This is a genomic window from Nocardiopsis oceanisediminis, from assembly GCF_048595525.1.
Lineage (GTDB): Bacteria > Actinomycetota > Actinomycetes > Streptosporangiales > Streptosporangiaceae > Nocardiopsis_A > Nocardiopsis_A oceanisediminis.
This window is the reverse complement of record NZ_JAFMZJ010000001.1, coordinates 6,357,709-6,382,052: the sequence shown is the minus strand read 5'-3', so window position 1 is coordinate 6,382,052 and position 24,344 is coordinate 6,357,709. Positions and strand designations below refer to the sequence as shown.

The following is a 24,344-nucleotide window of genomic DNA, read 5'->3' as shown; positions in this document are numbered from 1 at the left end:
GTACGCAGGGCGCCCCCCAGCACCATCACCGTGCGTATTCATGCAGGTCAGGGCGAGGGTGGCGGTTTCCGGGGCGGCCGGCCTCGGCGCCGCGGCGGCGCGGGCGCGGTGATCTGGCCGCCCCGGCCCGCCCTGCCGCACCCGACCGACCGGCCGGTGCCCCTTCCCGCCGTCGCCGCCCGTCTGGGCCTTGACTCCGCGAGACGCCGCGCCCGGCCGAGACGCCCCGCCCCGGCCCTGCCTGTGCCGTCGCCGCTGGCCTGAACCCTTACCCCGTGGGGCGCCGCACCCGACCGACCGGCCGGTGCCCCTTCCCGCCGTCGCCGCCCGTCTGGGCCTTGACTCCGCGAGACGCCGTACCCGGCCGAGACGCCCGGCCCCGGCCCTGCTTGTGCCGTCGCCGCCGGCCTGAACCCTTACCCCGTGGGGCGCCGCGCCCGGACATGGGCGAGGGCCGCCCCTGTGCGGGAGCGGCCCTCGGACGCCGGTGGGACCGGCGGGTTACTCGTCGTCCTCGTCGTCGTCGCGGCGGCGCTTCTTCTTGCCGTCCCGGTTCGGCCGGAGCAGCGCCTCGGCCAGGGCGAGCATCGTCTCCTCCAGCGAGGCGAGGCGCTTGGTGATGTCGTCGTGGGAGGTCTCCACCGCCTCGGTGAGCGCCTCCTCCAGCTCGTGCCGGTCCGGGCGGCCCTGGATCTCCTTGGCGATCTCCTTGGTGCGCGGGTCCAGCTCGGCCAGGGGCTTGAGCGCTCCGCCGAGCCGCTCCTCCAGCGCGTCCAGCTTGTCGCCGTGGTCGGCGACGACCGGGCGCTCGACCAGCTCGGTGAGGCGCCGGTGCAGCTCGGCCACCTCCAGCGAGGCGGGCAGCTGGGCGAGGCGCTGGTTGACCGCCTCCAGCCGGTCGTCCACCGCCTCCAGGCGGCCGTCGACCCCGTCGAGCTGGCCGTCGACGCCGTCCAGCTGGCCGTGCACGCCCTCGAACTTGCCCTCGACGCCGGTGAGCCGGCCGTCCAGGCCGTCCAGGCGGCCGGTGAGGCCGTCGAAGCCGCCGTCGAAGTGGCCCTCGAAGCCGTCGAAGCGGTCGCTGAGCCGGCCCAGGCCGTGCTCGAACCGGCCGGTGACGGCGGTCAGGTGCGCCTCGATGCGCTCCTCCACCGACGCGCGGTGCTCCTCGTAGAGCGCGGTCAGCGCGGCGCTCCGGGCCTCGCCCTTCTCCTCCAGGCCGGTGACGGCCTGGTCCAGGGCGGTGCGCAGGGCGGCCAGGTCCGCGGCGGCCGCGGCCCGGTCCCCGTCGGCGGCGGAGCGCAGCGCGGCGGCGGTCTCCTCCAGCCGGGCGGCGAGGTCCTCGCGCTGCCGGTCGTCCCGCTCGCGCAGCTCGGAGCGGCTCAGCTCGAGCTGCTCGTACAGCTCGGCGAGGCGGTCGCGGAGGTGCCCGCGCAGGTCGCCCAGGCGGGCCTCGGTGTCCCCGGAGAGCTTGGCGACGGCGGCGGTGGCGTCGGCGACCGCCGCGGCGGCCTCGGCGTGGTTCTCGTCGGCCTGGGTGGTCAGCCGGGTCAGCGCGCGGCCGAGCTCGGCGGTGAGGGCCTCGCGGTCCTCGGCGGCCCGCGCCGCGGCCGCGGTGTGCCGCTCCTCTTCGGCGGCGCTCAGCGCGGCCAGCGCCTCCTGCTGCTCGCGCAGGCTCTCGGCCAGAGAGCCGCGGCCGTCCTCGGCCGCCTTCTCCAGGGCGGCCCGGCCCTCGGCGACCGCGGCGCTGAGCGCGGCGTGCCGCTCCTCCTCGGCGGTGCCGAGGCCGGCGATGGCCTCCTGCTGCTCGCGGAGGGCCTCGGCGAGGGCGGCGCGGCCGTCGGCGACGGCCTGCTCCAGCGCGCCGCGGTCCTCGGCCGCGGTGCCGGTGAGGGCGGTGTGCCGCTCCTCCTCGGCGGCGGCCAGCGCTGCCAGCGCCTCCCGCTGCTCCTGCAGGGTCCCGGTGAGGGCGGTGTGCCGCTCCTCTCCGGCGGTGCCGAGGCCGGTGAGGGCCTCCTGCTGCTCGCGGCCCTGCTCGCGAAGGGCCTCGGCCAGCTCGGTGCGGCCCTCGGCGACGGCCTGCTCCACGGCGGTCCGGCCCTCGGCGACGGCACCGGTGAGGGCGGTGTGCCGCTCCTCCTCGGCGGCGGCCAGCGCGGCCAGCGCCTCCTGCTGCTCGCGCAGGGTCTCGGCGAGGGCGGTGCGGCCCTCGGCGACGGCCTGCTCCAGGGCGGCCCGGCCCTCGGCGACCGCGGTGCTGAGCACCTCGTGCCGCTCGGCGTCGGCGGCGGAGGACGCGCCGTCCCGGCGCTCCAGCGCCTCGCCCAGCCCGGCCAGCGTCTCCTGGACGGTGGACTCCAGGGTGTCCAGGCGGGCGCCGAGGGCCTCGAAGCGCTCCTCCGAGGCGGTGGAGAGGCGCTCCAGGTGGCCGGCGACGCCCTCCAGCCGGGAGTGGGTGCGGGTGCCGGCCTCGGTGAGCGCCCGGATCCGGTCCAGGGCGGTGGTCACGTGGTCGGAGACGCCGCGGACGTCGGAGCGGAGCGCGGGGATCTCGGAGAGCGGCTTGACCCGCTGGCCGACCATCTCGATGTGCTCGGCGAGGGTCTCGGCCCACTCCGGGGCCCGCGAGGTGAGGTCGTCGACGCGGCCCTGCACCGCGGCGATCGACTCGGAGAGCGCGGTGAACTCGCGTTCGCGCATCTCGCGCAGGAGCCACTCCATGCCCTCCAGGCGCTGGCGCATCTCCTCGGTCACTGCGCCCTGGGATTTCTGCTCGGAGACCTGCTCCTGGGCGGCTCTGGAGAGCAGGTCGCGCATGCGGTCGGAGATCCCGGTCTGACCTCCTCCGTTGAGGAAGTCGTTAGCGGTCTTGTCCACCGAGGTGCTCCTTATGCTCGGGCGCCCCCGTGCGGACGGGAGTCGCGCGGGGGGTTCGGAGGGAAGTCGGAAAATCCGGCGGCAGGTGCGGGAGGGCCGTGCCGGCGTCGGGGGCCCATGAGGCCCTCACGGTCCGACAGGGGGTGTGCGCGTCGAGTGAGGGCGGTGGATAGGGGAGGGCCCGGTCGTCCGGCGCCGGGGCGGCAGCCCCGATGGTCGCCGCAGGGCGAATCCGCGGAAAGGGAGCGGGATTCAGCGGGGCCAGTTTAACGACAAGATCAACGGCGACTTCGGGCGAGTCCGGAAGATCGCTTTCCGGTAACGGGCTCCGCGCGGCCGAAGCCCGTTCGGAAAACGCGCCGGTAACCCTCCCCCGGGAAAACCGGCGAAATGTTCTTTATGTTCTTTGGGTGGCGCTGACCTCGGAACACAGCAGGGAGAACGGGCGCTCGCCGATCCGGGTGAGCACGACGACCACCGATTCCGGGCCCGAGGGGCGCAGATCGCGGCGGAGCCGTTCGACGTCGACGGCCGAACCGCGTTTCTTAATCGTTACGGTCCCGGCCCTCCGCGCGCGCACCGCGGCGCGCAGCCGCTTGAGCGAGAACGGCATCGCCTCGTGCACCTCGTAGGCGGAGCAGAACGGGGTGTCCACCAGCCGGTCGGAGGCGATGTAGGCGATCCGCGGGTCCAGCAGGACCCCGTCGAGCGGCTCGGCCGCCTCGGCGACCAGGTGCGACCGGACCACCGCGCCGTCCGGCTCGTAGAGGTAGCGCCGGACCCCGCCGACCGGGGCCGGGCGCTCCTCGGCCCCGCCGTCCAGCACCGCCGGCGGCTCCGCCGAGCCGGAGCGGAGCAGCACGGCCCGCCGCGCCGGGCCGTCGGCCAGCGCCCCGAACCACAGCGCCGCCTCCTTCACCTCGCCGTCCACCGACACCCACTCCGCGCGGGCGCCGCCGATCCGCTCGTGCGGGATGCCCGGCGCGGCCTTCACGCAGGCGGCCGGGGCGGCCCGGGCCAGCTCCTCGACCACGCCCCAGGGCGGGGAGTAGGCGTCCGGGTCGAACACCCGGCCGCGCGCGCCGCGCCGGGCCGGGTCGCAGAAGACCGCGCCGTACCGACCGGGCGGGACCGAGCCCGGCCCGGTGGTGCCGGCCTCCGCCCGGGCCCGGTCGGCCAGCCCCAGCGCCTCGATGTTGGCCGCGGCGACCGCGGCGGTGAGCGGGTCGGCGTCCACCGCGCGCACCCGCATTCCGGCCTCGGCCAGGGCCAGGGTGTCGGCGCCGATGCCGCAGCACAGGTCGGCGACCTCGGTGCCGGCCGGCAGCGCGGCGGCGAACCCGGCGGCCCGGTACCGGGCGGCCTCGATGCGGGTCGCCTGCTCCAGTCCGCCCGGGGTGAAGAACATCCGCGCGGCGCGCTCGCCGAACTTGGCCCGGGCCCGGGCGCGCAGCCGGGCCTGGGAGAGCGCGGCGGCCGCCGCGTCGGCGGGCGGCGCCCCCAGGCCGCCGGGCCCGGCCGCGGCGGCCTCCTCCGCGGCGGCGCGGGCCCGGGTCGCCGCGGCCAGCGGATCGCCCTCCGGCAGTGCGCAGACCTGTTCCAGCAGCCTCCTCCCAGCCGGTGTGAGCAGGCTCGAAAAGGCCGTGACCGGTTCGCTTTCCGGCAAGTCTTCCCCCTGTGACCTGTTGTTTGACGCACCCGGGCAGCCGGGCTAGTGTTCGGTACTGGCACTCTCGAAGGTAGAGTGCTAACCGCGACGAGGCCGGTCTGGCACCCGCGACGGCAGGCCGCCGTGGTCGCCCCTTTTGACAAGAATGCCGTTCTGCATCATCGAACCTGAAGGGGGAGGTCACAACCGTGTCGACCGCCACCAAGACCGTCCTGAAGCCGCTTGAGGACCGCGTCGTCGTCAAGACGCTCGAGGCCGAGCAGACCACCGCCTCCGGCCTGGTCATCCCGGACACCGCCAAGGAGAAGCCCCAGGAGGGCGAGGTCCTGGCCGTGGGCCCGGGCCGCTGGGACGAGGACGGCGACAAGCGCATCCCGCTGGATGTCAAGGTCGGCGACGTCGTTCTGTACAGCAAGTACGGCGGCACCGAGGTCAAGTACGACAACGAGGAGTACCTCGTGCTCTCCGCCCGCGACCTGCTCGCGGTCGTCGAGAAGTAGGACTCCCGTCCTGTCCGTCACCCCGTGACACCGCCCCGGCCGGCTCGATGCCGGCCGGGGCGTTCCTCTTCACCGGCCGACCGCCGGCCACGTACTTGCACTGATTGGGGAAACCCGAAGCCATGGCGAAGATCCTGGAGTTCGAGGACGACGCGCGCCGTTCGCTGGAGCGCGGCGTCGACCGCCTCGCCGACGCGGTGAAGGTGACGCTCGGCCCGCGCGGCCGCAACGTCGTCATCGACAAGAAGTTCGGCGCTCCGACCATCACCAACGACGGCGTCACCGTGGCCCGCGAGGTGGAGCTGGAGGACCCCTACGAGGACCTCGGCGCCCAGCTGGTCAAGGAGGTCGCCACCAAGACCAACGACGCCGCCGGCGACGGCACCACCACCGCCACCGTGCTGGCCCAGGCGCTGGTCCGCGAGGGCCTGCGCAGCGTCGCCGCGGGCGCCTCCCCGATGTCGCTGAAGAAGGGCATCGACGCGGCCGCGGAGAAGGTCTCCGAGGCGCTGCTGGACCGCGCCCGCGAGGTCGGCGAGCGCGCCGACATCGCCTACGTCGCCACCAACTCCGCCCAGGACGCCCAGATCGGCGACCTGATCGCGGAGGCCTTCGACAAGGTCGGCAAGGACGGCGTGATCACCGTCGAGGAGTCCCCCACCATGGGGCTCGCCCTCGAGTTCACCGAGGGCATGCAGTTCGACAAGGGCTACGTCTCGCCGTACTTCGTCACCGACGGCGACCGCCAGGAGGCCGTCCTGGAGGACGCCCTCATCCTGATCCACCAGAGCAAGATCTCCAGCCTGAACGAGCTCCTCCCGCTGCTGGAGAAGATCGTCCAGCAGAAGAAGCCGCTGCTGATCATCGCCGAGGACATCGAGGGCGACGCCCTCGGCGCCCTGGTGCTGAACAAGATCCGCGGCGCGCTCAACGTCGCCGCGGTCAAGGCGCCCGGCTTCGGCGAGCGCCGCAAGGCCATGCTGCAGGACATCGCGACCCTCACCGGCGGCCAGGTCATCGCCGAGGAGGTCGGCCTCAGCCTGGAGAACGCCGAGATCGACGTGCTCGGCTCGGCCCGCCGGGTCACCATCACCAAGGACGACACCACGGTCGTCGACGGTGCCGGCGAGCAGTCCGAGGTCGAGGACCGCATCCGCCAGATCCGCAAGGAGATCGAGGCCAGCGACTCCGACTGGGACCGCGAGAAGCTCCAGGAGCGCCTGGCCAAGCTGGCCGGCGGCGTCTCGGTGCTGCGCGTCGGCGCGGCCACCGAGGTCGAGCTCAAGGAGAAGAAGCACCGCCTGGAGGACGCGATCTCGGCCACCCGCGCCGCGATCGAGGAGGGCATCATCGCCGGCGGCGGCGCCTCGCTGGTGCACGCCGCGTCGGCCCTGGACGACCTGGGCCTCTCCGGCGACGAGGCGACCGGCGTCTCCATCGTGCGCAACGCGCTGGTCGAGCCGGCCCGCTGGATCGCGGTGAACGCCGGCGCCGAGGGCTACGTGGTCACCTACAAGACCGCGGAGCTGGAGGTCGGGCACGGCTTCAACGCCGCCACCGGCGAGTACGGCGACCTGATGGCGCAGGGCATCATCGACCCGGTCAAGGTCACCCGCTCCGCGGTGCAGAACGCCGCCTCCATCGCCGGCATGCTGCTCACGACCGAGGCCCTGGTCGTGGACAAGCCGGAGGAGGAGGAAGGCGCCGAGGCCGGCCACGGGCACGGCCACGGGCACTGATCCCGGCGGCTTCCGCGCCGACGTGCATTATCATGCGTGCCCCGGGTTCCGGCCCGGGGCACGCATGCTTTACCCGGCATTTCCGTCGAATGTGATCATTCTGTAGCCGGGGTACGTGACGTACAGGTGCCGGGGGCGGGGCATGATTCGAGGCGTGACGGATCAACGCGCCGCCGGGGGGACGCTGGTCAGAGAGGCGGCGGACGACGCGGAACTGCATCAGCTGACCTCTCTGGCGGTCCAGGGCGACCACGGCGCGGCGGACTCGCTCATCCGCGAGGTCCGCCCGATGGTCGTCCGCTACTGCAGGGCCAGGCTCTCCCGCGCCTCCTCCTACGGCCAGTACTACGGCCAGTACTCCGACGACGTCGCCCAAGAGGTGTGCATCGCGCTGCTCGCCGCCCTGCCGCGCTACGAGGACCTGGGCCGCCCCTTCGCCGCCTTCGTGTTCGGCATCGCCGCGCACAAGGTCGCCGACGCGCTGCGCGCGTGCACCCGGGCGGACCTGCCGACCGATACGGTGCCGGACCGGCCCGACGACGGGCCCGGACCGGAGGAGGCCGCCGTCCGCAGCGTCGAAGCGGAGCGGGCGCGCGCCCTGCTCACCGAACTACCAGAGCAGCAGCGGCGGCTGCTCGTGATGCGCGTGATTGCGGGACTCTCTGCAGATGAAACGGGACATGTACTTGGAATGTCGCCCGGTGCGGTACGGGTTGCCCAGCACCGAGCTCTTGCTCGGCTTCGGCATGTGGCCGTGGCGAACCGGCTCTTCTGAGCGGCCCGGCCACGCCCCCCGCAGGCCCGGCCCCCGCGGCTGCCGCCGCCCCTCCCGGATCCGCCCCGGGCGGCACTGCGCGCTGTGACCGGCCGCGCCGCCCCCGCCACCGCCGTGTGATCCTCGTCCGCAGGCCGCCGGAGCGGGGCGTGAACCCGGTGGTCAGGCACCTAGGATGGGGGGACACGCGCGAGTGGATCGGGATTGTTATGACGCAGCTTTACACGGGGGAGGGCGGCAAGGTCCTGCCGCCCGGCCTGACCTACGACGATGTCCTGCTCGTACCGGCCTATTCGGATCTGCAGCCGGGGGAGGCGGACACCGGGACGCGGCTCTCCCGCAACATCGAGCTGCGCATCCCGCTGCTCTCGGCCGCGATGGACACCGTGACCGAGGCGCGCACCGCCGTCGCCATGGCGCGCCAGGGCGGCGCCGGCGTACTGCACCGCAACCTCTCCGCCGAGGACCAGGCCGCCCAGGTCGACCTGGTCAAGCGGTCCGAGGCGGGCATGGTGACCGACCCGGTCACCTGCGGCCCTGACGACACCCTGGCCGACGTCGAGCGGCTCAGCGCCCACTACCGGATCTCCGGCGCCCCGGTCACCGACGCCGACGGCCGCCTGGTCGGCATCGTCACCAACCGCGACATGCGGTTCGAGGTGGACCACAGCCGCCGGGTGCGCGACGTCATGACGCCGATGCCGCTGGTCACCGCTCCGGTCGGGGTCGCCCGCGAGGAGGCCCTGCGCCTGCTGCGGGAGAACAAGGTGGAGAAGCTCCCGCTGGTCGACGCGGACGGCAGGCTCCGCGGCCTGATCACGGTCAAGGACTTCATCAAGAGCGAGCAGTTCCCCGACGCCACCAAGGACGCCGACGGCCGGCTGGTCGTCGGCGCCGCGGTCGGCGTCGGCGCCGACTCCGAGGAGCGGGCCCGGCTCCTGGTCGAGGCCGGGGTGGACTTCCTGGTGGTGGACACCGCGCACGGCCACTCGGCCGGCGTGCTGGAGATGATCGCCAAGCTCCGGTCCAACACCAAGGTCGACATCGTCGGCGGCAACATCGCCACCCGGGACGGCGCCCAGGCGCTGATCGACGCCGGCGCGGACGCGGTCAAGGTCGGCGTCGGCCCGGGCTCCATCTGCACCACCCGGGTGGTGGCCGGGGTGGGCGCCCCGCAGCTGACCGCGGTGATGGAGGCGGCCAAGGCGGCCGGTCCGGCCGGCGTCCCGGTCATCGCCGACGGCGGCCTGCAGCACTCCGGCGACATCGCCAAGGCCGTGGTGGCCGGCGCCGGTGCCGTGATGCTCGGCAGCCTGCTGGCCGGCGTCGAGGAGAGCCCCGGCGAGCTGATCTTCATCAACGGCAAGCAGTACAAGAGCTACCGCGGCATGGGCTCGCTCGGCGCGATGCGCGGCCGCTCGTTCTCCAAGGACCGCTACTCCCAGGCCGAGGTCACCACCGAGGAGAAGCTCATCCCGGAGGGCATCGAGGGCCAGGTGCCCTACCGCGGCCCGCTGCAGGCCGTCGCCCACCAGCTGGTCGGCGGGCTGCGCCAGTCGATGTGGTACGCCGGCGCGCGCACCGTCGACGAGCTGCGGGAGAAGGGCCGGCTGATGCAGATCACCCCGGCCGGCCTGAAGGAGAGCCACCCGCACGACATCCAGATGACCGTCGAGGCGCCGAACTACAGCGGCCGCAAGTAGCCGCGGCGCGCCGCGCGGCCCGGGACGGCCGCGCGGCGCCCCCGGCCCCGGCGGATACACTCGCCGCGGGCGGCGCCCGCCGCCCGCCATGCACGTAAGAGGGGATCGAAGCGTTGGCTCAGGTGGAGATCGGGCTGGGCAAGAACGGGCGCCGGGCCTACGAGCTCGACGAGATCGGGATCGTGCCGGCCCGGCGCACCCGCGACCCCGAGGAGGTGTCGCTCGCCTGGCAGATCGACGCCTACCGGTTCGAGACGCCGCTGGTCGCCAGCCCCATGGACAGCGTCGCCTCGCCGGAGACGGTGGTCGCCATCGGCCGCCAGGGCGGACTGGGCGTGCTCGACCTCGAAGGGCTGTGGACCCGCTACGAGGACCCGGAGCCGCTGCTCGCCGAGATCCGCGAGCTGGGCGACTCCGCGGCCACTGCGCGGCTGCAGGAGATCTACGCCGCGCCGATCAAGGAGGAGCTGATCGGCCGCCGGATCGAGGAGATCCGCGAGGCCGGCGTGGTCACCGCGGCCCGGCTGTCGCCGCAGCGCACCGCCCAGTACCACAAGGCGGTGCTCGACGCCGGGGTGGACATCTTCGTGATCCGCGGCACCACCGTCTCCGCCGAGCACGTCTCCGGCCGGGCCGAGCCGCTCAACCTCAAGCAGTTCATCTACGACCTGGACGTCCCGGTCGTGGTCGGCGGCTGCGCCACCTACACCGCCGCCCTGCACCTGATGCGCACCGGTGCGGCCGGCGTCCTGGTCGGCTTCGGCGGCGGTTCGGGGCACACCACCCGCTCCGTGCTGGGCGTCGCGGTGCCGATGGCCAGCGCCGTCGGCGACGTCGCCGCGGCCCGCCGGGACTACCTGGACGAGTCCGGCGGCCGCTACGTGCACGTCATCGCGGACGGCGGGATGACCGGCAGCGGCGACATCGCCAAGGCCCTGGCCTGCGGAGCCGACGCGGTCATGGTCGGCTCCCCGCTGGCCCGCGCGGCCGAGGCGCCCGGCGGCGGCTACCACTGGGGCAGCGAGGCGCACCACGGCGAGCTGCCCCGCGGCGAGCGGGTGGAGGTCGGCACCATCGGCGACCTCAGCGCCATCCTGCACGGCCCCGCCTCCTCCAGCGACGGCTCGATGAACCTGATGGGCGCGCTGCGCCGGACCATGGCCACCTCCGGCTACTCCGACCTCAAGGAGTTCCAGCGGGTGGAGGTCGTGGTCAACCCGCACCGCTGATCCGGACCGGCCCGGAACGGCCCGAGGGCGCCCCGCAGACCGCGGGGCGCCCTCCGCCGTTTCCGGGGGACCCCTGGCAGCGGCCGCCGGCCTTCCAGTAGGTTTGCCCCGCGTTTGCCGACGGATGGTCCGAGGGAAGGGTGCACAGGGGTGAAACCGGTGGTCGCGGCTGGGGTCGCGCTCGTGTCGGCGGTCGGCGCGGCGGCGGGCCTGGGCGCCGCGGCGGTGCTGCTGGCCGGACAGGGGTCCGGAGGCGCGGGCGGTGAACCCGCGGTCATCCCGCCGGGCGCCGCCGACGTGCCGATCGACACCGCTCCCCGGAAGGCCGCCCCGGGGGCCTCCGCCGCGCCGGAGGGATCCCCGGAGCCCGGGGAGTCCGCCGACGACCGCCCCGGCCCGGCCCGGGACGAGCCCAGCGGCGACTGGCTGGCCCGGACCGCCGAGGCGGCCGGCCTCCCCGAGCGCGCCCTGCTCTCCTACGCCGCCGCGCAGCTGGCGCTCACCGAGGAGCTCCCGGAGTGCGGCGTCTCCTGGCCCACCCTGGCCGGCATCGGCGCGGTGGAGTCGCGGCACGGCACCCTGGACGGCGGCGGGGTCGGCCCGGACGGCCGCACCACCGGCGACATCATCGGCATCCCGCTGGACGGGACCGGCGGGACCGCGGCCATCCCCGACACCGACGGCGGCGAGCACGACGGGGACGCCCGCTGGGACCGCGCCGTCGGCCCGATGCAGTTCATCCCCTCCACCTGGGAGCAGTGGGGCGCCGACGGCAACGGCGACGGCGCCGCCGACCCGCACAGCCTGGACGACGCCGCCCTGGCCGCCGCCCGCTACCTGTGCGCCGACGGCCGCGACCTGACCGACCCCGCCGACTGGCGGGAGGCGGTGCTCTCCTACAACCGCTCCGACGCCTACGTCGCCGACGTCATGGACAACGCGCACACCTACGCCACCGGCAGCCGGACGACCGTCACACCCTGAACGCGCCGTGTCACTCCGACTGTCCGGAATGAGAGCGTTAGCCTGGTGGTCCGGGCGTGGAAAGAACCGCCTGCCGGGAGAGAGGCGTGAGGATGACGGCAGCACGGATGGGACCTGAGGAGCGGGCCGGCGCGCTCGACCAGATGAAGGACGGTGAATTCGACGTCCTGGTCGTCGGGGGCGGGATCGTCGGGGCCGGCGTCGCGCTGGACGCGGTGTCGCGCGGGCTCTCGGTGGGCCTGATCGAAGCCCGGGACTTCGCCTCGGGCACCTCCAGCAGGTCCAGCAAGCTGATCCACGGCGGGCTGCGCTACCTGGAGCAGCTCGACTTCGAACTGGTCCGCGAGGCGCTCACCGAGCGCGGCCTGCTGCTCCAGCGGATCGCCCCGCACCTGGTGCGGCCGGTGCCCTTCCTGTTCCCCTTCACCAAGCACTGGGAGCGCCCCTACATCGGCGCCGGCGTGGCCCTGTACGACACCCTGTCGGTCACCATGGGCACCTCGCGCGGGCTGCCCAACCACCGGCACCTGACCCGGACCGGTGCGCTGCGGGTCTTCCCCGCGCTGCGCCGGGACGCCTTCGTCGGGGCCGTGCAGTACTGGGACGCCCAGGTCGACGACGCCCGCTATGTACTGACCGTGCTGCGCACCGCCGCCTCCTACGGCGCGAAGATCGCCTCCCGGGTGCGGGCGGACGGCTTCCTGCGCGAGGGCGAGCACGTCACCGGGGTGCGCGCGGTCGACCTGGAGAACGGCGAGGAGCTGGAGATCCGGGCCAAGCAGGTGGTCAACGCCGCCGGGGTCTGGACCGACGACATCCAGGAGATGGTCGGCGGCCGCGGCCAGATCCACGTCCGCGCCTCCAAGGGCATCCACCTGGTCGTCCCGCGCGACCGGATCCAGGCCTCCTCGGGCATGATCCTGCGCACCGAGAAGAGCGTGCTGTTCGTCATCCCGTGGGGCCGGCACTGGATCATCGGCACCACCGACACCTCCTGGGACCTGGACAAGGCGCACCCCGCGGCCAGCCGCAGCGACATCGACTACATCCTCGACCACGTCAACCGGGTGCTGCGGGTCCCGCTCACCCGGGACGACGTCGAGGGCGTCTACGCCGGCCTGCGCCCGCTGCTGTCCGGCGAGTCCGACGAGACCTCCAAGCTCTCCCGGGAGCACACCGTGGCGCACCCGGTCCCCGGCCTGGTGCTGATCGCCGGAGGCAAGTACACCACCTACCGCGTCATGGCCAAGGACGCGGTGGACGCGGTCGTGCACGGGCTGGACGGCCGGGTCCCGCCGTCGGTCACCGACAGGCTCCCGCTGGTCGGCGCGGACGGCTACGCCGCGCTGTGGAACCAGCGGCGCGGCATCGCCCGCAGGGCCGACCTGCACCCCTCCCGGGTGGCGCACCTGCTGCGCCGGTACGGCTCGCTGATCACCGAGGTCCTCGCCCTGATGGAGGAGGACCCCGGGCTCAAGGAGCCGCTCGCCGGCGCCGACGACTACCTGCGCGCCGAGGTGGTCTACGCGGCCCGCTACGAGGGCGCCCGGCACCTGGACGACGTGCTGACCCGCCGCACCCGGGTGTTCATGGAGACCTGGGACCGCGGCATCGCCGCCGCGGAGGAGGCCGCCCGCCTGATGGCCGGGCCGCTCGGCTGGGACGACGCCCAGATGCAGCGGGAGGTCGAGTACTACCGCAAGCGGATGGAGGCCGAGCGGGCCGCCCAGGAGCAGGACACCGACCAGGAGGCCGACGCGGTCCAGCACGGCGCCCCGGAGATCGTCCCCGAGGACGGCGGCGCCCGGGTGGCCGCCTCCTCCTGACCCCGCGCGGGGCGGCGGCCCCCGGCGCCGCCGCCCCGCCCCCGGGAGAAGACACCGCCCCCGCCGCCCGGGAGCCTCCGGCGGCTCCGGTGCGAGGGGCCGCGCTGTGAGGCCGGCCCGCGCTTCCCGGACCTGCTCACCGCCTGCCGGTGCCGGTGCCGGTCCGGCGCTCCGGCGGCGGTGTACCGCTCCCTGCGGGAGGGAGGGCCGACTCCCGGCTCCTCGGCCCGGCGCCGCCCGCGAAGGCCGAGTCGGCCCGGGGCCCGGCCCCTCCGCCGCTCAGCTGCTCCGGCGCGGGCCGCGCTGAGGCCGGCCCGCGCCTCCCCGGCCACCGGTGCCCGCCCGCCGGTCCGCCGGGCCCTTCCCCGCCCCCTTCCGGGCCGCCGAAGGACGGTGCGCGTGCGGGGCCGCTGACCCGGAGCGAGCACGGTTTTTGTCGGCATTTTGCCGTGTGTCGAGGTAAGACCCGCATGCCCCCGTCCTAGCCTGGTCCCGACGTTCAGCGGCGCGGTCCTGCCGCGCTCCGGGGGCGGGGGTCGATCGGTGGTCGTAGTCAGCGCAGTGGTGTCCGCGGGCGAGGGCGAACGGGACCGGCGGCTCAAGGAGTGCCTGGCCTCGATCGAGGCGCAGACCCTGGGCGGGGTGGAGGCCGTCGTGGCGGACTCCTCGGCCGGGATCGGCGCCGCGCGGAACGAGGGCGCCCGCCGCGCCGTCGGCGAGTTCCTGGTCTTCCTGGACGCCGGGGAGCGGGTGCCGCCCTACGCCTTCGGCGCGATGGCCGAAGGGCTGCGCGCCTCCGGATCGGACTTCGCCACCGCCGCCCCGCCCGGCTCCACCGCCGGCCCGGTGCGCGGCACCCACGTCACCGAGCGGCCGGCGCTGCTGGCCGACCGCTCCGCCGCCGGCCGGATGTGGCGCCGCTCCTTCTGGGAGACGGCCGGCCTCTCCTTCCCCGAGGGGGTCGCCCACGGCGACATGCGGGTGGTGGTGCCCGCGCACTTCCTCGCCTCCGCGGTCGACGTGCTGGACGAGCCGCTGCTGCTCGGCCCCGACCCCGCCGCGGCCGGCTCCGCCACCGCCCCCGAGGAGCTGTTCGCCCTGGTCCGCGCGGTCGCGTCGGCGGTCGCCGAGATCGCGGGCGCGGAGGCGCGCGCCGCCTGGGACGCCCAGGCGCTCTCCGCCGACCTGGCCGACGCGCTGCGCCGCACCGAGGAGGCCGACGAGGCGTCCCGGCGCGCCTTCACCGAGATCGCCAACTCCTACATCGACACCGTCGACCCCCGGGTCTTCCAGCGGCTCCCGGTGATCGACCGGCTCAAGTGGTACCTGGTCCGCAGGCACATGCACGACGAGCTGCTCCGGGTCCTCGCCTTCGAGCGGGAGGCCGGCCCGGAGGGGCTGCACGCCGACGCGCTGGCGGTCCGGCACGGCACCCGCTGGTACGTCGACTACCCGTTCCTGGACGACCCGCTGGCCGAGGTGCCGCAGGCGATCTACCGGCTCACCGGCGAGATCGACGTGCAGCAGCGGGCCGAGTCGGTGCGCTGGGAGGGCGGGCGGCTGGTGGTCTCCGGCCGGCTGCACATGGGCTTCCTCCCGCCGGACAGCCGGTTCCGCCAGTACCTGAGGGCCCGCGCGGTCAACCCCGGCACCGGCGCCAAGGCGCGGGTGCGGATCCGGCCGCGCAAGGCCAACGCCTTCGAGCTGCCCCGCGGCGCGGTGACCACCCGCCGCGACTGGGGCGGCTACGAGCTCAGCATCGACCCCCGCGACCTGCAGGCCAACGACGTGTGGCGGCCGGGGGAGTGGACCGTGGAGCTGTGGGCGGTCAACCGCGGCACCACCCGCCGGGCCACCCTGGCCTGGCCGGACCCGGGCGCCGCGTCCCGGCCCGAACCGCACGAGGCCGAGCCGGGCGTGTGGATCCGCCCGGAGTGGCGCGGCGAGGACGGGCTGCGCCTGGTGGTCGACACGCCCCGGGTGCGGATCACCGGCAGCGGCTTCACCGGCGAGGGCGCCGGGACCGTGCTGGAGCTGACCGGCACCGCCGCCCCGGACGTGCCGGGGAGCGCCGTGCTCCGCCTCACCCGCCGCCCCGGCGACGTGTTCCACGAGGTCGAGATGGAGCGGGACCTGGCCCCGGGCCTGTTCACCGCGCGGGTCCCGGCCGAGCTGCTGCTCGACGGGTTCGGCGCCCGCCGCTCCGCGGCGGGCGGCCCCACCGCCTCCGAGCTGTGGGACGTGCACGTGGCGGACGGCGCCCGGGTGGAGTACCGGGTGGCCTTGGAGGGCGAGGACGTCGGCGGTCGGGCCCGGGTCGCCGAGGACCGCACCGTCGGCCTGGAACCGGACGGGCCCGGCTGGGCGCTGCTCCGCACCGGGGTGGAGCGCCCGCTCATCTCCGGGGCCGAGTGGAAGGAGGGCGAGCTCCGCGTCTCCGGGCCGTTCGCCGCCCCCGAGAGCGCCGCCGAGCTGGTGCTCACCGAAACCGCCACCGGCGAGCGCAGCACCGTCCCGGTGGCCGCCGACGGCGACGGGTTCTCCGCGGTGCTGCCCACCGCCCCCGACACGGCGCCCGCCGACGGGCGGTACGCGCTCTCGCTGGTCCTGGCCGTGGACGGAGCCTCGGAGGAGCGCCCGGTCGACGTGGACCCGGCGCTGCTGGAGTCGCTGCCGTTCGCCGGGACCACCTCCGGGCGCCCGTTCGCGCTGGACGCCGGCGGCCCGGCCGAACCGCTGTTCACCGCCGGCCCGGAGGCGCTGCCCTGACCCCGCCGGCCCCGCCCTGGCACCGGCCGAGCGGCCCGCCCGCCGGGGAGGCGGCGCGCGTCCCGGACGGCTCCGCCCCGCCGCCGGGCCGGTCAGATGCGCAGGACCGTCTTGCCCCGGGCGCGGCCGGCCCGGATCCGCTGCAGCGCCGACGGGGCGTCCGCCAGGTCGGCCTCGTGGTCGATGTGCACGTGCAGCCGGTCCGCGGCGAGCAGGTCGGCCAGGGTGCGCAGCAGCGCCGCGCTGCCGCGGCTGCGGAAGTTGATCCCGGTGATGCCGCGCCGGGCCAGGTCCGCGGTGTCCAGCACGCCCTGGGTGCTGGCGACCGTGCCCCCGGGCCGGTGCACCGCGGGCAGGATCCGCGCCACCCCCGCGGCGTCGTCCACCAGGTCCAGCACGGTGTGCACGCCCTCCGGATGCCCCTCCAGCAGGAGCTCGGCCACCGGCCCCGCGGTGTGGTCGACGACGTCCTCGGCCCCCAGCCGGCGCATCCACGCCTGGTCCTGCGGGTCGGCGGCGGTCGCGATCACCCGGGCGCCCCGGTCCGCGGCGAACTGCACCGCGGACTGGCCCACCCCGCCGGTGGCGCCCACCACCAGCACGCACTGGCCGGCGTCCACCTTGGCCGCCTCGACCAGGCCGAACGCGGCCATGGTCGCGGTGGGCACCGCCGCCGCGCCGGTGAACAGCATCCCCTCCGGCATCGGCGCGACCGCGTCCTCCGCGGTGGCCAGCGCGTACTCGGAGTAGCTGCCCAGGCCCAGCGGCAGCCGCATGAACTGGCCGTAGACCTTCTGCCCCGGGTGGAAGCCGGTGACGCCCTCCCCGACGGCGTGCACCGTTCCGGCGCCGTCGTTGCCGAGGATGAGCGGGAATCCGTGCTGGACCACGCCGCCGAGGATGCCCTCGGCGACCTTCCAGTCGAACGGGTTGACCCCGGCCGCCCGCAGATGCACCAGGAACTCTCCGGGGCCGGGCTCGGGAACGGGTAGATCCATGAGTTCGGGCGCTGCGCCGAACTCGGCGACGGCGATGGCACGCATCGGACGGTCCCCCCACCTGATCACGCATCCGACGTGGGGTTTCTCCCCCGGCATAAGGGGCGGCAATCCGAAAACCCGTCGCGGTCCGGACAACGGGTGCGGGACACTCGGCGGTGTGCTGATGACCATCACCTCCCGACACCGGCCGGCGACGGACCTCGGGTTCCTGCTGCACAAGCACCCGGACAAGGTGCAGAGCTTCGGCCAGTCCTTCGGTACGGCGCACGTCTTCTACCCGGAGGCGGAAGAGGACCGGTGCACCGCCGCGCTGCTGCTGGAGACCGACCCGCAGGCCCTGCTCCGCGCCCGCGGCACGGTCGACAGCCCGGACTTCGCCCTGGCCTCCTACGTCAACGACCGCCCCTACGCGGCGGCGTCGCTCTTCGCGGTGGCCGTCGGCGACGTGTTCCGCACCGCGCTCAAGGGGCGCTGCGCGGCCCGGCCCGAGCTGCCCGGAACCGCGCTGCCGCTGGAGCTGCACCTGCCCGCGGTGCCCTGCCGGCGCGGCCCCGAGGAGGCCCGCGCCCTGTTCGAGCCGCTGGGCTGGACGGTCCGCGCCGAACCGGTGCCGCTCGACCCCGAGCTGCCCGACTGGGGCGACTCCCGCTACCTGGACCTCACCCTCACCGGTGAGCTGCGGCTGGCCGACGCGCTCAGCCACGTCTACGTGCTGCTGCCGGTGATGGACGGCGCCAAGCACTACTGGGTCGCCGCCGACGAGGTGGACAAGCTGCTGCGCGCGGCGGAGGGCTGGCTCCCCACCCACCCGCTGCGCAACCGGATCACCGGCCGCTACCTGGCCCGCCGCCGCACCCTGGTGCGGGAGGCCACCGCGCGGCTGGCCGCCGCCGAGGAGGCCGCGGAGCCGGAGGAGGCCGACGACCCGGCCAACGAGGAGCGGGCGCCCGCCCGCACCGGCTCCGGCCCCGCGCCGGCGGAGGGCAGGGCCGACCGGGAGCCGCCGCTGGCCGCGCAGCGCGCCGCCGCGGTACTGGACGTGCTCAGGGCCGAAGGCGCCCGCCGCGTGCTCGACCTGGGCTGCGGCACCGGCACCCTGGTCGCCCGGATGCTCGGCGACACCTTCTTCGAGCGGGTCACCGGCGCCGACGCCTCGGCCCTCAACGTGCAGCGGGCCCGCCGCCGGCTCCGCACCGACCAGCTGCCCGAACCCGCCCGGCGCCGCCTGCGGCTGTTCCCCGGCTCCGCGGTCTACCGGGACGAGCGGTTCGCCGGCCACGACGCGGTGGTGCTGATGGAGGTCGTCGAGCACGTCGACGAGGGCCGGCTGGGCGCGCTGGAGCGGGTGGTGTTCGGCTCCGCCGCCCCGGCGGCCGTGGTCGTCACCACGCCCAACGCCGAGTACAACGTGCACTACGAAGGGCTGCCGGAGGGCGGGATGCGCCACTCCGACCACCGCTTCGAATGGACCCGGGCCGAGTTCGCCGCATGGGCGGAGCGGGTCGCCGGGGAGTACGGCTACCGGGTCCGGTACCTGCCGGTGGGCCGCGAGGACGAGCGGACCGGCGCGCCGACCCAGATGGGGGTGTTCACCAAGTGAGCGCAGCAGACGCGGCCGCGGACGGCGCGCCCGGGATCGCCGTGCCCGAGATGGCGCTGGTGCTGCTGGTCGGGGTCTCCGGGTCGGGCAAGTCCACCTTCGCCGCCCGGCACTTCCGCCCCTCCCAGGTGGTCTCCTCCGACTTCTGCCGGGCGGCCGTCGGCGACGACGAGAACGACCAGTCCGCCACCGCCGACGCCTTCGACCTGCTCCACTACATCGTCGCCAAGCGGCTCAAGCGGGGCCTGCTCACCGTGGCCGACGCGACCAACGTGCAGCCCTCGGCCCGGGCCGGCCTGGTCCGCCTGGCCAAGGAGAACGACGTGCCGTGCGTCGCCATCGTGCTGGACGTGCCGGAGGGCGTCGCCCGGTCCCGCAACGCCGCGCGCACCGACCGCTCGCTCCGCCCGCACGTGGTCCCCCGGCAGCGCCGCGACCTCCGCCGGCACCTCAAGCGGATGGGCAAGGAGGGCTTCCGCAAGGTGCACGTGCTCCGCACCGAGCAGGAGATCGACGCGGCCACCGTGGTCCGGGAGAAGTCCTGGAACGACAAGAGGGAGCTGACCGGCCCGTTCGACATCATCGGCGACGTGCACGGCTGCCGCGCCGAACTGGAGGAGCTCCTCGCCGCGCTGGGCTACCGGATCCGCCGGGACGGGGCCGGGCGGGCCGTCGGCGCGCACCACCCCGAGGGGCGCACCGCCGTGTTCGTCGGCGACCTGGTCGACCGCGGCCCGGACACCCCCGGGGTGCTCCGCCTGGCGATGGGCATGATCGGCGACGGCGACGCGCTGTGCGTCTCCGGCAACCACGAGAGCAAGCTGGTCCGGGCGCTCAGGGGGCGCAAGGTGACGGTCGCGCACGGGCTGGCCGAATCGCTGGAGCAGCTGGAGGAGGCGGGCGAGGAGTTCACCGCCCGCGCCCTGGAGTTCTGCGACGGCCTGGTCGCGCACTACGTGCTGGACGGCGGCCGGCTGGTCGTCGCGCACGCCGGCCTCAAGGAGGAGTACCACGGCCGCGCCTCCGGGCGGGTCCGCTCCTTCGCGCTGTACGGGGAGACCACCGGCGAGACCGACGAGTACGGGCTGCCGGTCCGGCTGCCCTGGGCGCAGGAGTACCGGGGCAGGGCCGCGGTGGTCTACGGGCACGTGCCCACCGCCAAGGCCGAGTGGGTCAACAACACCATCTGCCTGGACACCGGGTGCGTGTTCGGCGGGCGGCTCACCGCGCTGCGCTACCCCGAGCGCGAGCTGGTCGACGTCGCCGCGCACCGCACCTGGTACGAGCCGACCCGGCCGCTGGAGGAGGAGGCGCCGGCCGAGCGCGAGCCCGGCGTGATCGACGCCGCCGACGTCAACGCGGTCGAGTTCGAGTCCGGGATGCTGCCCGGCGGCATCGTCGACACCGGGCACGGCCCGGTCCGGGTGCCCCAGGAGAACACCCTGGCCGCGCTGGAGGCGATGAGCCGGTTCGCCGCCGACCCGCGCTGGCTGCTCTACCTGCCGCCGACCATGGCGCCCGCGCCGACCTCGGCCGACCCGGAGCTGCTGGAGCGGCCGCGGGAGGCCTTCGAGGCCTACCGGTCGGCCGGCGTGGACCGGGTGGTCTGCCAGGAGAAGCACATGGGCTCGCGGGCGGTGGCCGTGGTCTGCCGGGACGGGGCCGCGGCCGAGCGCCGGTTCGCGCCGGGCTCGCTCGGCGCGGTCTACACCCGGACCGGCCGGCCGTTCTTCCGCGACCCGGCCACCGAGGCCGAGGTCCTGGCCGAGCTGCGCGAGGGCATCGGCGCAGCCGGGCTGTGGGAGCGGCTGGACACCGACTGGATCGCGCTGGACGGCGAGATGCTGCCCTGGTCGGCCAAGGCCGAAGGGCTGATCCGGGAGCAGTACGCCTCGGTCGGCGCGGCGGCCCGCGCCGCGCTGCCGGCGGCCGCGGACGCCCTGGCGGCCGCGGCCGGACGCGGCCTGGACGTCTCCGCGCTGTCCGACCGGACCGCCGCGGCCGGCAGGGACATCGAGGAGTTCAGCGCGGTCTACCGGCGCTATACCTGGCCGGTGGAGGGCTCCGCCGGGCTCCGCTACGCGCCGTTCGCGGTGCTGGCCGCGGAGGGCGCCGCGTTCACCGACCGCGACCACCTGTGGCACATGCAGGTCGCCGAGCGGCTCGCCGAGCACTGCCCGCTGGTGCGCACCACCCGCTACCTGGTGGTGGAGACCGGCGAGGAGGAGTCGGCGGCCGCCGCGGAGCGGTGGTGGGAGTCGCTGGTCGGCGCGGGCGGCGAGGGCATGGTGGTCAAGCCGCTGGCCGGGGCCGCGGCCGAGGGCGCCGAGGGGCTGGCCCAGCCCGGCCTGAAGGTGCGCGGCCCGGACTACCTGCGCATCATCTACGGGCCGGACTACCTGCGCCCGGAGCGGATGGAGCGGCTCCGCGACCGGCGCCTGGGCCGCAAGTCCGGTCTGGCGATCCGGGAGCACAAGCTCGGCCTGGAGGCCCTGGCGCGGCACGCCCGCGCCGAACCGCTCTGGCGGGTGCACCAGCCGGTCTTCGCCACCCTGGCCCTGGAGTCCGAACCGGTCGACCCCCGGCTCTGACCGCCGCCCGGCCCGGGAAGCGGCGGACCGCCCCGCGGGCCCGGACGCGGTGCGGGAGCGTGCGGCGCCTCCCCGCCGGACGGGAGGACGGGAGGACGGGACCCCGCCGGACCGAGGGGCCGGCTCCCGCCCGCTCCCGCCCGGCCCGAGCGGCCGGACGGGAGCCGGCCGGGACGCGTACGCCGGCGGAGGCGGGAACCCGGGCCGGGGCGGGCCCGCGGGGCGGGGGCTGCGTCCGGCGGGGAAGCGCCCAGGCCGGGGAGGGGCGTCCGCGGACCGGTCCCCGGTGGCGGCGCATATCCTTGGGGGCGCCCGCGGGGAGCGCGGGGATGCGAGGGGCTCGGAGGGCCGTGGCTGTGAACGTTCTGCTGACCGGGGGCGCCGGCTACATCGGCACGCACACCGCCGTCGAGCTGGCCGGAGCCGGGCACGGCGTGGTGCTGCTCGACGCGCTGTACAACAGCCGCGCCGAGGCGGTCCGCCGGGTGGAGCGCATCACCGGCACCGAGATCCCCTTCTACACCGGGGACTGCGCCGACCGGGCGCTGCTGGACCGGATCTTCACCGAGCACCGGATCGACGCGGTGGTGCACTGCGCCGGCCTCAAGGCGGTCGGCGAGTCCACCGAGCGCCCGCTGCTCTACTACCGCACCAACCTCTCCGCGCTGATGGCGCTCTGCGAGGCGATGGAGGACCACGGTGTCCGGCGGATGGTATTCAGCTCCTCGGCCACCGTCTACGGCGACCCGGCCACCGTGCCGATCACCGAGGACATGCCGCTGTCGGTGACCAACCCCTACGGCGCCACCAAGCTCTTCGCCGAGCAGATCCTGGCCGACCTCGCCGCCGCGGACCCGCGCTGGCACGTGGTGTCGCTGCGCTACTTCAACCCGATCGGCGCGCACCCCAGCGGCCTGATCGGCGAGGACCCCAAGGGCGTGCCGGCCAACCTGTTCCCGTTCATCGCCCAGGCCGCCGCCGGCCGCCGCGAGGAGCTGAAGGTCTTCGGCGACGACTACCCCACCCCCGACGGCACCGGGGTCCGCGACTACCTGCACATCGTGGACCTGGCCCGGGGGCACCTGGCCGCGCTGGAGCACCTCGGCGACGCGCCCGGCCGCCGGGTCTACAACCTCGGCACCGGCCGGGGCACCTCGGTGCTGGAGGCGATCCGCGCGTTCGAGGAGGCCACCGGCGCCCGGGTGCCCTACAGCGTGGCCGCCCGGCGCCCCGGCGACATCGCGTCCTGCTACGCCGACCCCTCCGCGGCCCTGCGCGACCTCGGCTTCAAGACCGAGCGGGACATCGCCGAGGCCTGCGCCGACGCGTGGCGCTGGCAGACCGCCAACCCGGACGGCTACCCCGAATAGGGCGCCGCCGGGGGCGCCGGCCCGGTGCTCCGCTGCGGAATCTCGGTGTTACCGACCGGTAGTCATGTGCGGGGCGCTGGACTAGGGTGCGGTCATGGGAAACGCCACGCCGCAGACCGCGGAGCCGCCCGCGCTCGACCCCGCCCTGATCTCCGGACTCACCCGCCGCGTGCAGAGCTCCTCCGGAGCCACCGCGACCACCGAGGCGCCGTTCACCGGCAAGCCCCTGGCGGAGCTTCCGCTCTCCACCGCCGATGACGTCGCCACCGCCTTCGAACGGGCCCGCGCCGCCCGGGCCGGCTGGGCCGAGCGCACCCCGGCCGAGCGCGCCGCCGTCTTCCTCCGCTTCCACGACCTGGTGCTGGACCGGCAGACCGAGATCCTCGACATCGTGCAGTGGGAGACCGGCAAGGCCCGCCGGCACGCCTTCGAGGAGGTCTACGACGCCGCCGCCGGCCCGCTGCACTACGCCCGCCGCGCCCCCGCGCTGCTGCGCCGCCGCCGCGTCCCCGGCGCGATCCCCGGTGCCACCCGGTCCTACGTGCACCACCAGGCCAAGGGCGCGGTCAGCGTCATCACGCCGTGGAACTACCCGCTGTCGCTTCCGGTGAGCGACGCCGTCCCCGCGCTGCTCGCGGGCAACGCCGTGGTCGCCAAGCCGGACACCCAGACCGCGCTCACCGCGCTGTGGGCGATCGACCTGGCGGTCGAGGCCGGCCTCCCGGAGGACCTGTGGATCCCGGTGCTCGGCGACCCCGCCGAGATCGGCGACCCCCTGGTGGACCTCGCCGACTACGTCGCCTTCACCGGCTCCACCCGGGCCGGCGCGCAGATCGCGCAGCGCGCCGCCGCCCGGCTGATCGGCTGCTCCGCCGAGCTCGGCGGCAAGAACCCGATGATCGTCTGCGACGACGCCGACGTCGAGCGGACCGTCGAGGGCGCCATCCGGTCCTGCTTCAGCAACGCCGGCCAGCTGTGCATCTCCACCGAGCGGATGTACGTGCACGACGCGCTCTACGACGAGTTCGTCCCCCGGTTCGCGGAGGCGGTCTCCGCGATGCGGCTGGGCACCTCCTTCGACTACGCCCCGGACATGGGTTCGCTCACCTACCGGCGGCAGCTCGACCGGGTCGTCCAGCACGTGGACGACGCCCGCGCCAAGGGCGCCGAGATCCTCGCCGGCGGCCGGGCCCGCCCCGACATCGGCCCGCTGTTCTACGAGCCGACGCTGATGACCGGCGTCGACCCGGACATGTCCGCCTGCGCCGAGGAGACCTTCGGCCCGCTGGTCTCGATCTACCGGTACTCCGACGACGACGAGGCGATCGGGCTGGCCAACGCCACCGAGTACGGGCTCAACGCCAGCGTGTGGACCCGCGACACCGGCCGCGGCCGGCGCATCGCCGAGCGGATCCGGTCCGGGACGGTCAACGTCAACGAGGGCTTCGCCGCCGCCTGGGCCAGCTACGGCGGCCCGATGGGCGGGATGAAGAAGTCCGGCCTGGGCCGCCGGCACGGCGACGAGGGGCTGCTCCGGTTCACCGAGCCGCAGACCATCGCCAGCCAGCACATCATCGGCTTCGGCGGTCCCCCCGGGATGGACTACGAGCGGCTCGCCGGCCTGATGACCACCGGCGCCCGGCTGATGAAGCGCTTCCGCATCCGCTGACCCGGCCCGCCCCGGCCGGAACGGGCGGCCCGGCTCCTTCCC

Annotated in this window: 15 protein-coding genes; 12 read left to right on the top strand and 3 right to left on the bottom strand. The window is 75.1% G+C overall.

Translation table 11 applies throughout. From position 1 onward, the window contains the following. Positions 1-501: 501 nt before the first annotated feature. Together J0910_RS27760 and J0910_RS27755 are read right to left on the bottom strand one after the other, a co-directional pair. Positions 502-2,877 (bottom strand): coiled-coil domain-containing protein, encoded by a 2,376-nt coding sequence (locus J0910_RS27760; protein WP_420161476.1) that lies wholly within the window; start codon positions 2,875-2,877, stop codon positions 502-504. A 397-nt stretch (positions 2,878-3,274) separates the two neighbouring features. Further along, entirely contained in the window at positions 3,275-4,543 is a 1,269-nt protein-coding gene (locus J0910_RS27755; RefSeq protein ID WP_420161475.1) for a THUMP-like domain-containing protein, read from the bottom strand. A 191-nt stretch (positions 4,544-4,734) separates the two neighbouring features. Here J0910_RS27755 and groES point away from each other — a divergent pair, with 191 nt between their 5' ends. The 8 genes from groES to J0910_RS27715 all read left to right on the top strand — a co-directional run bounded on the left by groES (position 4,735) and on the right by J0910_RS27715 (position 16,071). Further along, on the top strand, positions 4,735-5,046 hold the full coding sequence (groES, locus tag J0910_RS27750; protein ID WP_184392486.1) for a co-chaperone GroES: 312 nt from the start codon (positions 4,735-4,737) through the stop codon (positions 5,044-5,046). 122 nt (positions 5,047-5,168) lie between these two features. Continuing rightward, the gene (gene groL / locus J0910_RS27745) at positions 5,169-6,785 is read left to right on the top strand and encodes a chaperonin GroEL (protein ID WP_420161474.1); all 1,617 of its coding nucleotides are present in this window, start codon (positions 5,169-5,171) and stop codon (positions 6,783-6,785) included. A 154-nt stretch (positions 6,786-6,939) separates the two neighbouring features. Then, positions 6,940-7,560 (top strand): sigma-70 family RNA polymerase sigma factor, encoded by a 621-nt coding sequence (locus J0910_RS27740; protein WP_420161473.1) that lies wholly within the window; start codon positions 6,940-6,942, stop codon positions 7,558-7,560. A 209-nt stretch (positions 7,561-7,769) separates the two neighbouring features. Next, positions 7,770-9,263, top strand: a complete 1,494-nt coding sequence (gene guaB / locus J0910_RS27735; protein ID WP_420161472.1) for an IMP dehydrogenase — start codon at positions 7,770-7,772, stop codon at positions 9,261-9,263. Positions 9,264-9,385: 122 nt separating this feature from the next. Continuing rightward, the gene (locus tag J0910_RS27730; RefSeq protein ID WP_420162111.1) at positions 9,386-10,492 is read left to right on the top strand and encodes a GuaB3 family IMP dehydrogenase-related protein; all 1,107 of its coding nucleotides are present in this window, start codon (positions 9,386-9,388) and stop codon (positions 10,490-10,492) included. A 150-nt stretch (positions 10,493-10,642) separates the two neighbouring features. Next, entirely contained in the window at positions 10,643-11,476 is an 834-nt protein-coding gene (locus tag J0910_RS27725; RefSeq protein WP_420161471.1) for a lytic transglycosylase domain-containing protein, read from the top strand. A 92-nt stretch (positions 11,477-11,568) separates the two neighbouring features. Next, positions 11,569-13,302 (top strand): glycerol-3-phosphate dehydrogenase/oxidase, encoded by a 1,734-nt coding sequence (locus tag J0910_RS27720; RefSeq protein ID WP_420161470.1) that lies wholly within the window; start codon positions 11,569-11,571, stop codon positions 13,300-13,302. A gap of 543 nt (positions 13,303-13,845) precedes the next feature. Beyond that, positions 13,846-16,071, top strand: coding sequence for a glycosyltransferase (locus J0910_RS27715; protein WP_420161469.1), 2,226 nt, complete (start codon positions 13,846-13,848; stop codon positions 16,069-16,071). 92 nt (positions 16,072-16,163) lie between these two features. Here J0910_RS27715 and J0910_RS27710 read toward each other — a convergent pair whose 3' ends face one another. Beyond that, positions 16,164-17,114 carry an NADP-dependent oxidoreductase gene (locus tag J0910_RS27710; protein ID WP_420161468.1) on the bottom strand — a complete coding sequence of 317 codons (951 nt, stop codon included), beginning with the start codon at positions 17,112-17,114 and terminating at the stop codon, positions 16,164-16,166. Between the two features lie 115 nt (positions 17,115-17,229). Here J0910_RS27710 and J0910_RS27705 point away from each other — a divergent pair, with 115 nt between their 5' ends. The 4 genes from J0910_RS27705 (at position 17,230) to J0910_RS27690 (ending at position 24,302) form a co-directional block, all read left to right on the top strand. Further along, positions 17,230-18,672 (top strand): 3' terminal RNA ribose 2'-O-methyltransferase Hen1, encoded by a 1,443-nt coding sequence (locus J0910_RS27705; protein ID WP_420161467.1) that lies wholly within the window; start codon positions 17,230-17,232, stop codon positions 18,670-18,672. A gap of 50 nt (positions 18,673-18,722) precedes the next feature. Next, complete coding sequence (locus tag J0910_RS27700) at positions 18,723-21,263, top strand: polynucleotide kinase-phosphatase (RefSeq protein ID WP_420162110.1); 2,541 nt, start codon at positions 18,723-18,725, stop codon at positions 21,261-21,263. Positions 21,264-21,619: 356 nt separating this feature from the next. Then, positions 21,620-22,633 carry a UDP-glucose 4-epimerase GalE gene (gene galE / locus J0910_RS27695; RefSeq protein WP_420162109.1) on the top strand — a complete coding sequence of 338 codons (1,014 nt, stop codon included), beginning with the start codon at positions 21,620-21,622 and terminating at the stop codon, positions 22,631-22,633. 94 nt (positions 22,634-22,727) lie between these two features. Beyond that, positions 22,728-24,302 (top strand): succinic semialdehyde dehydrogenase, encoded by a 1,575-nt coding sequence (locus J0910_RS27690; protein WP_420161466.1) that lies wholly within the window; start codon positions 22,728-22,730, stop codon positions 24,300-24,302. The last annotated feature ends 42 nt before the right edge of the window (positions 24,303-24,344 follow it).

Bases quoted from the DNA above. Each gene is read 5' to 3' on its own strand.
- J0910_RS27720 (WP_420161470.1), top strand. From the start codon at position 11,569: ATGACGGCAGCACGGATGGGACCTGAGGAGCGGGCCGGCGCGCTCGAC.
- guaB (WP_420161472.1), top strand. From the start codon at position 7,770: ATGACGCAGCTTTACACGGGGGAGGGCGGCAAGGTCCTGCCGCCCGGC.
- groL (WP_420161474.1), top strand. From the start codon at position 5,169: ATGGCGAAGATCCTGGAGTTCGAGGACGACGCGCGCCGTTCGCTGGAG.
- J0910_RS27710 (WP_420161468.1), bottom strand. From the start codon at position 17,114: ATGCGTGCCATCGCCGTCGCCGAGTTCGGCGCAGCGCCCGAACTCATG.
- J0910_RS27690 (WP_420161466.1), top strand. From the start codon at position 22,728: ATGGGAAACGCCACGCCGCAGACCGCGGAGCCGCCCGCGCTCGACCCC.
- J0910_RS27700 (WP_420162110.1), top strand. From the start codon at position 18,723: ATGGCGCTGGTGCTGCTGGTCGGGGTCTCCGGGTCGGGCAAGTCCACC.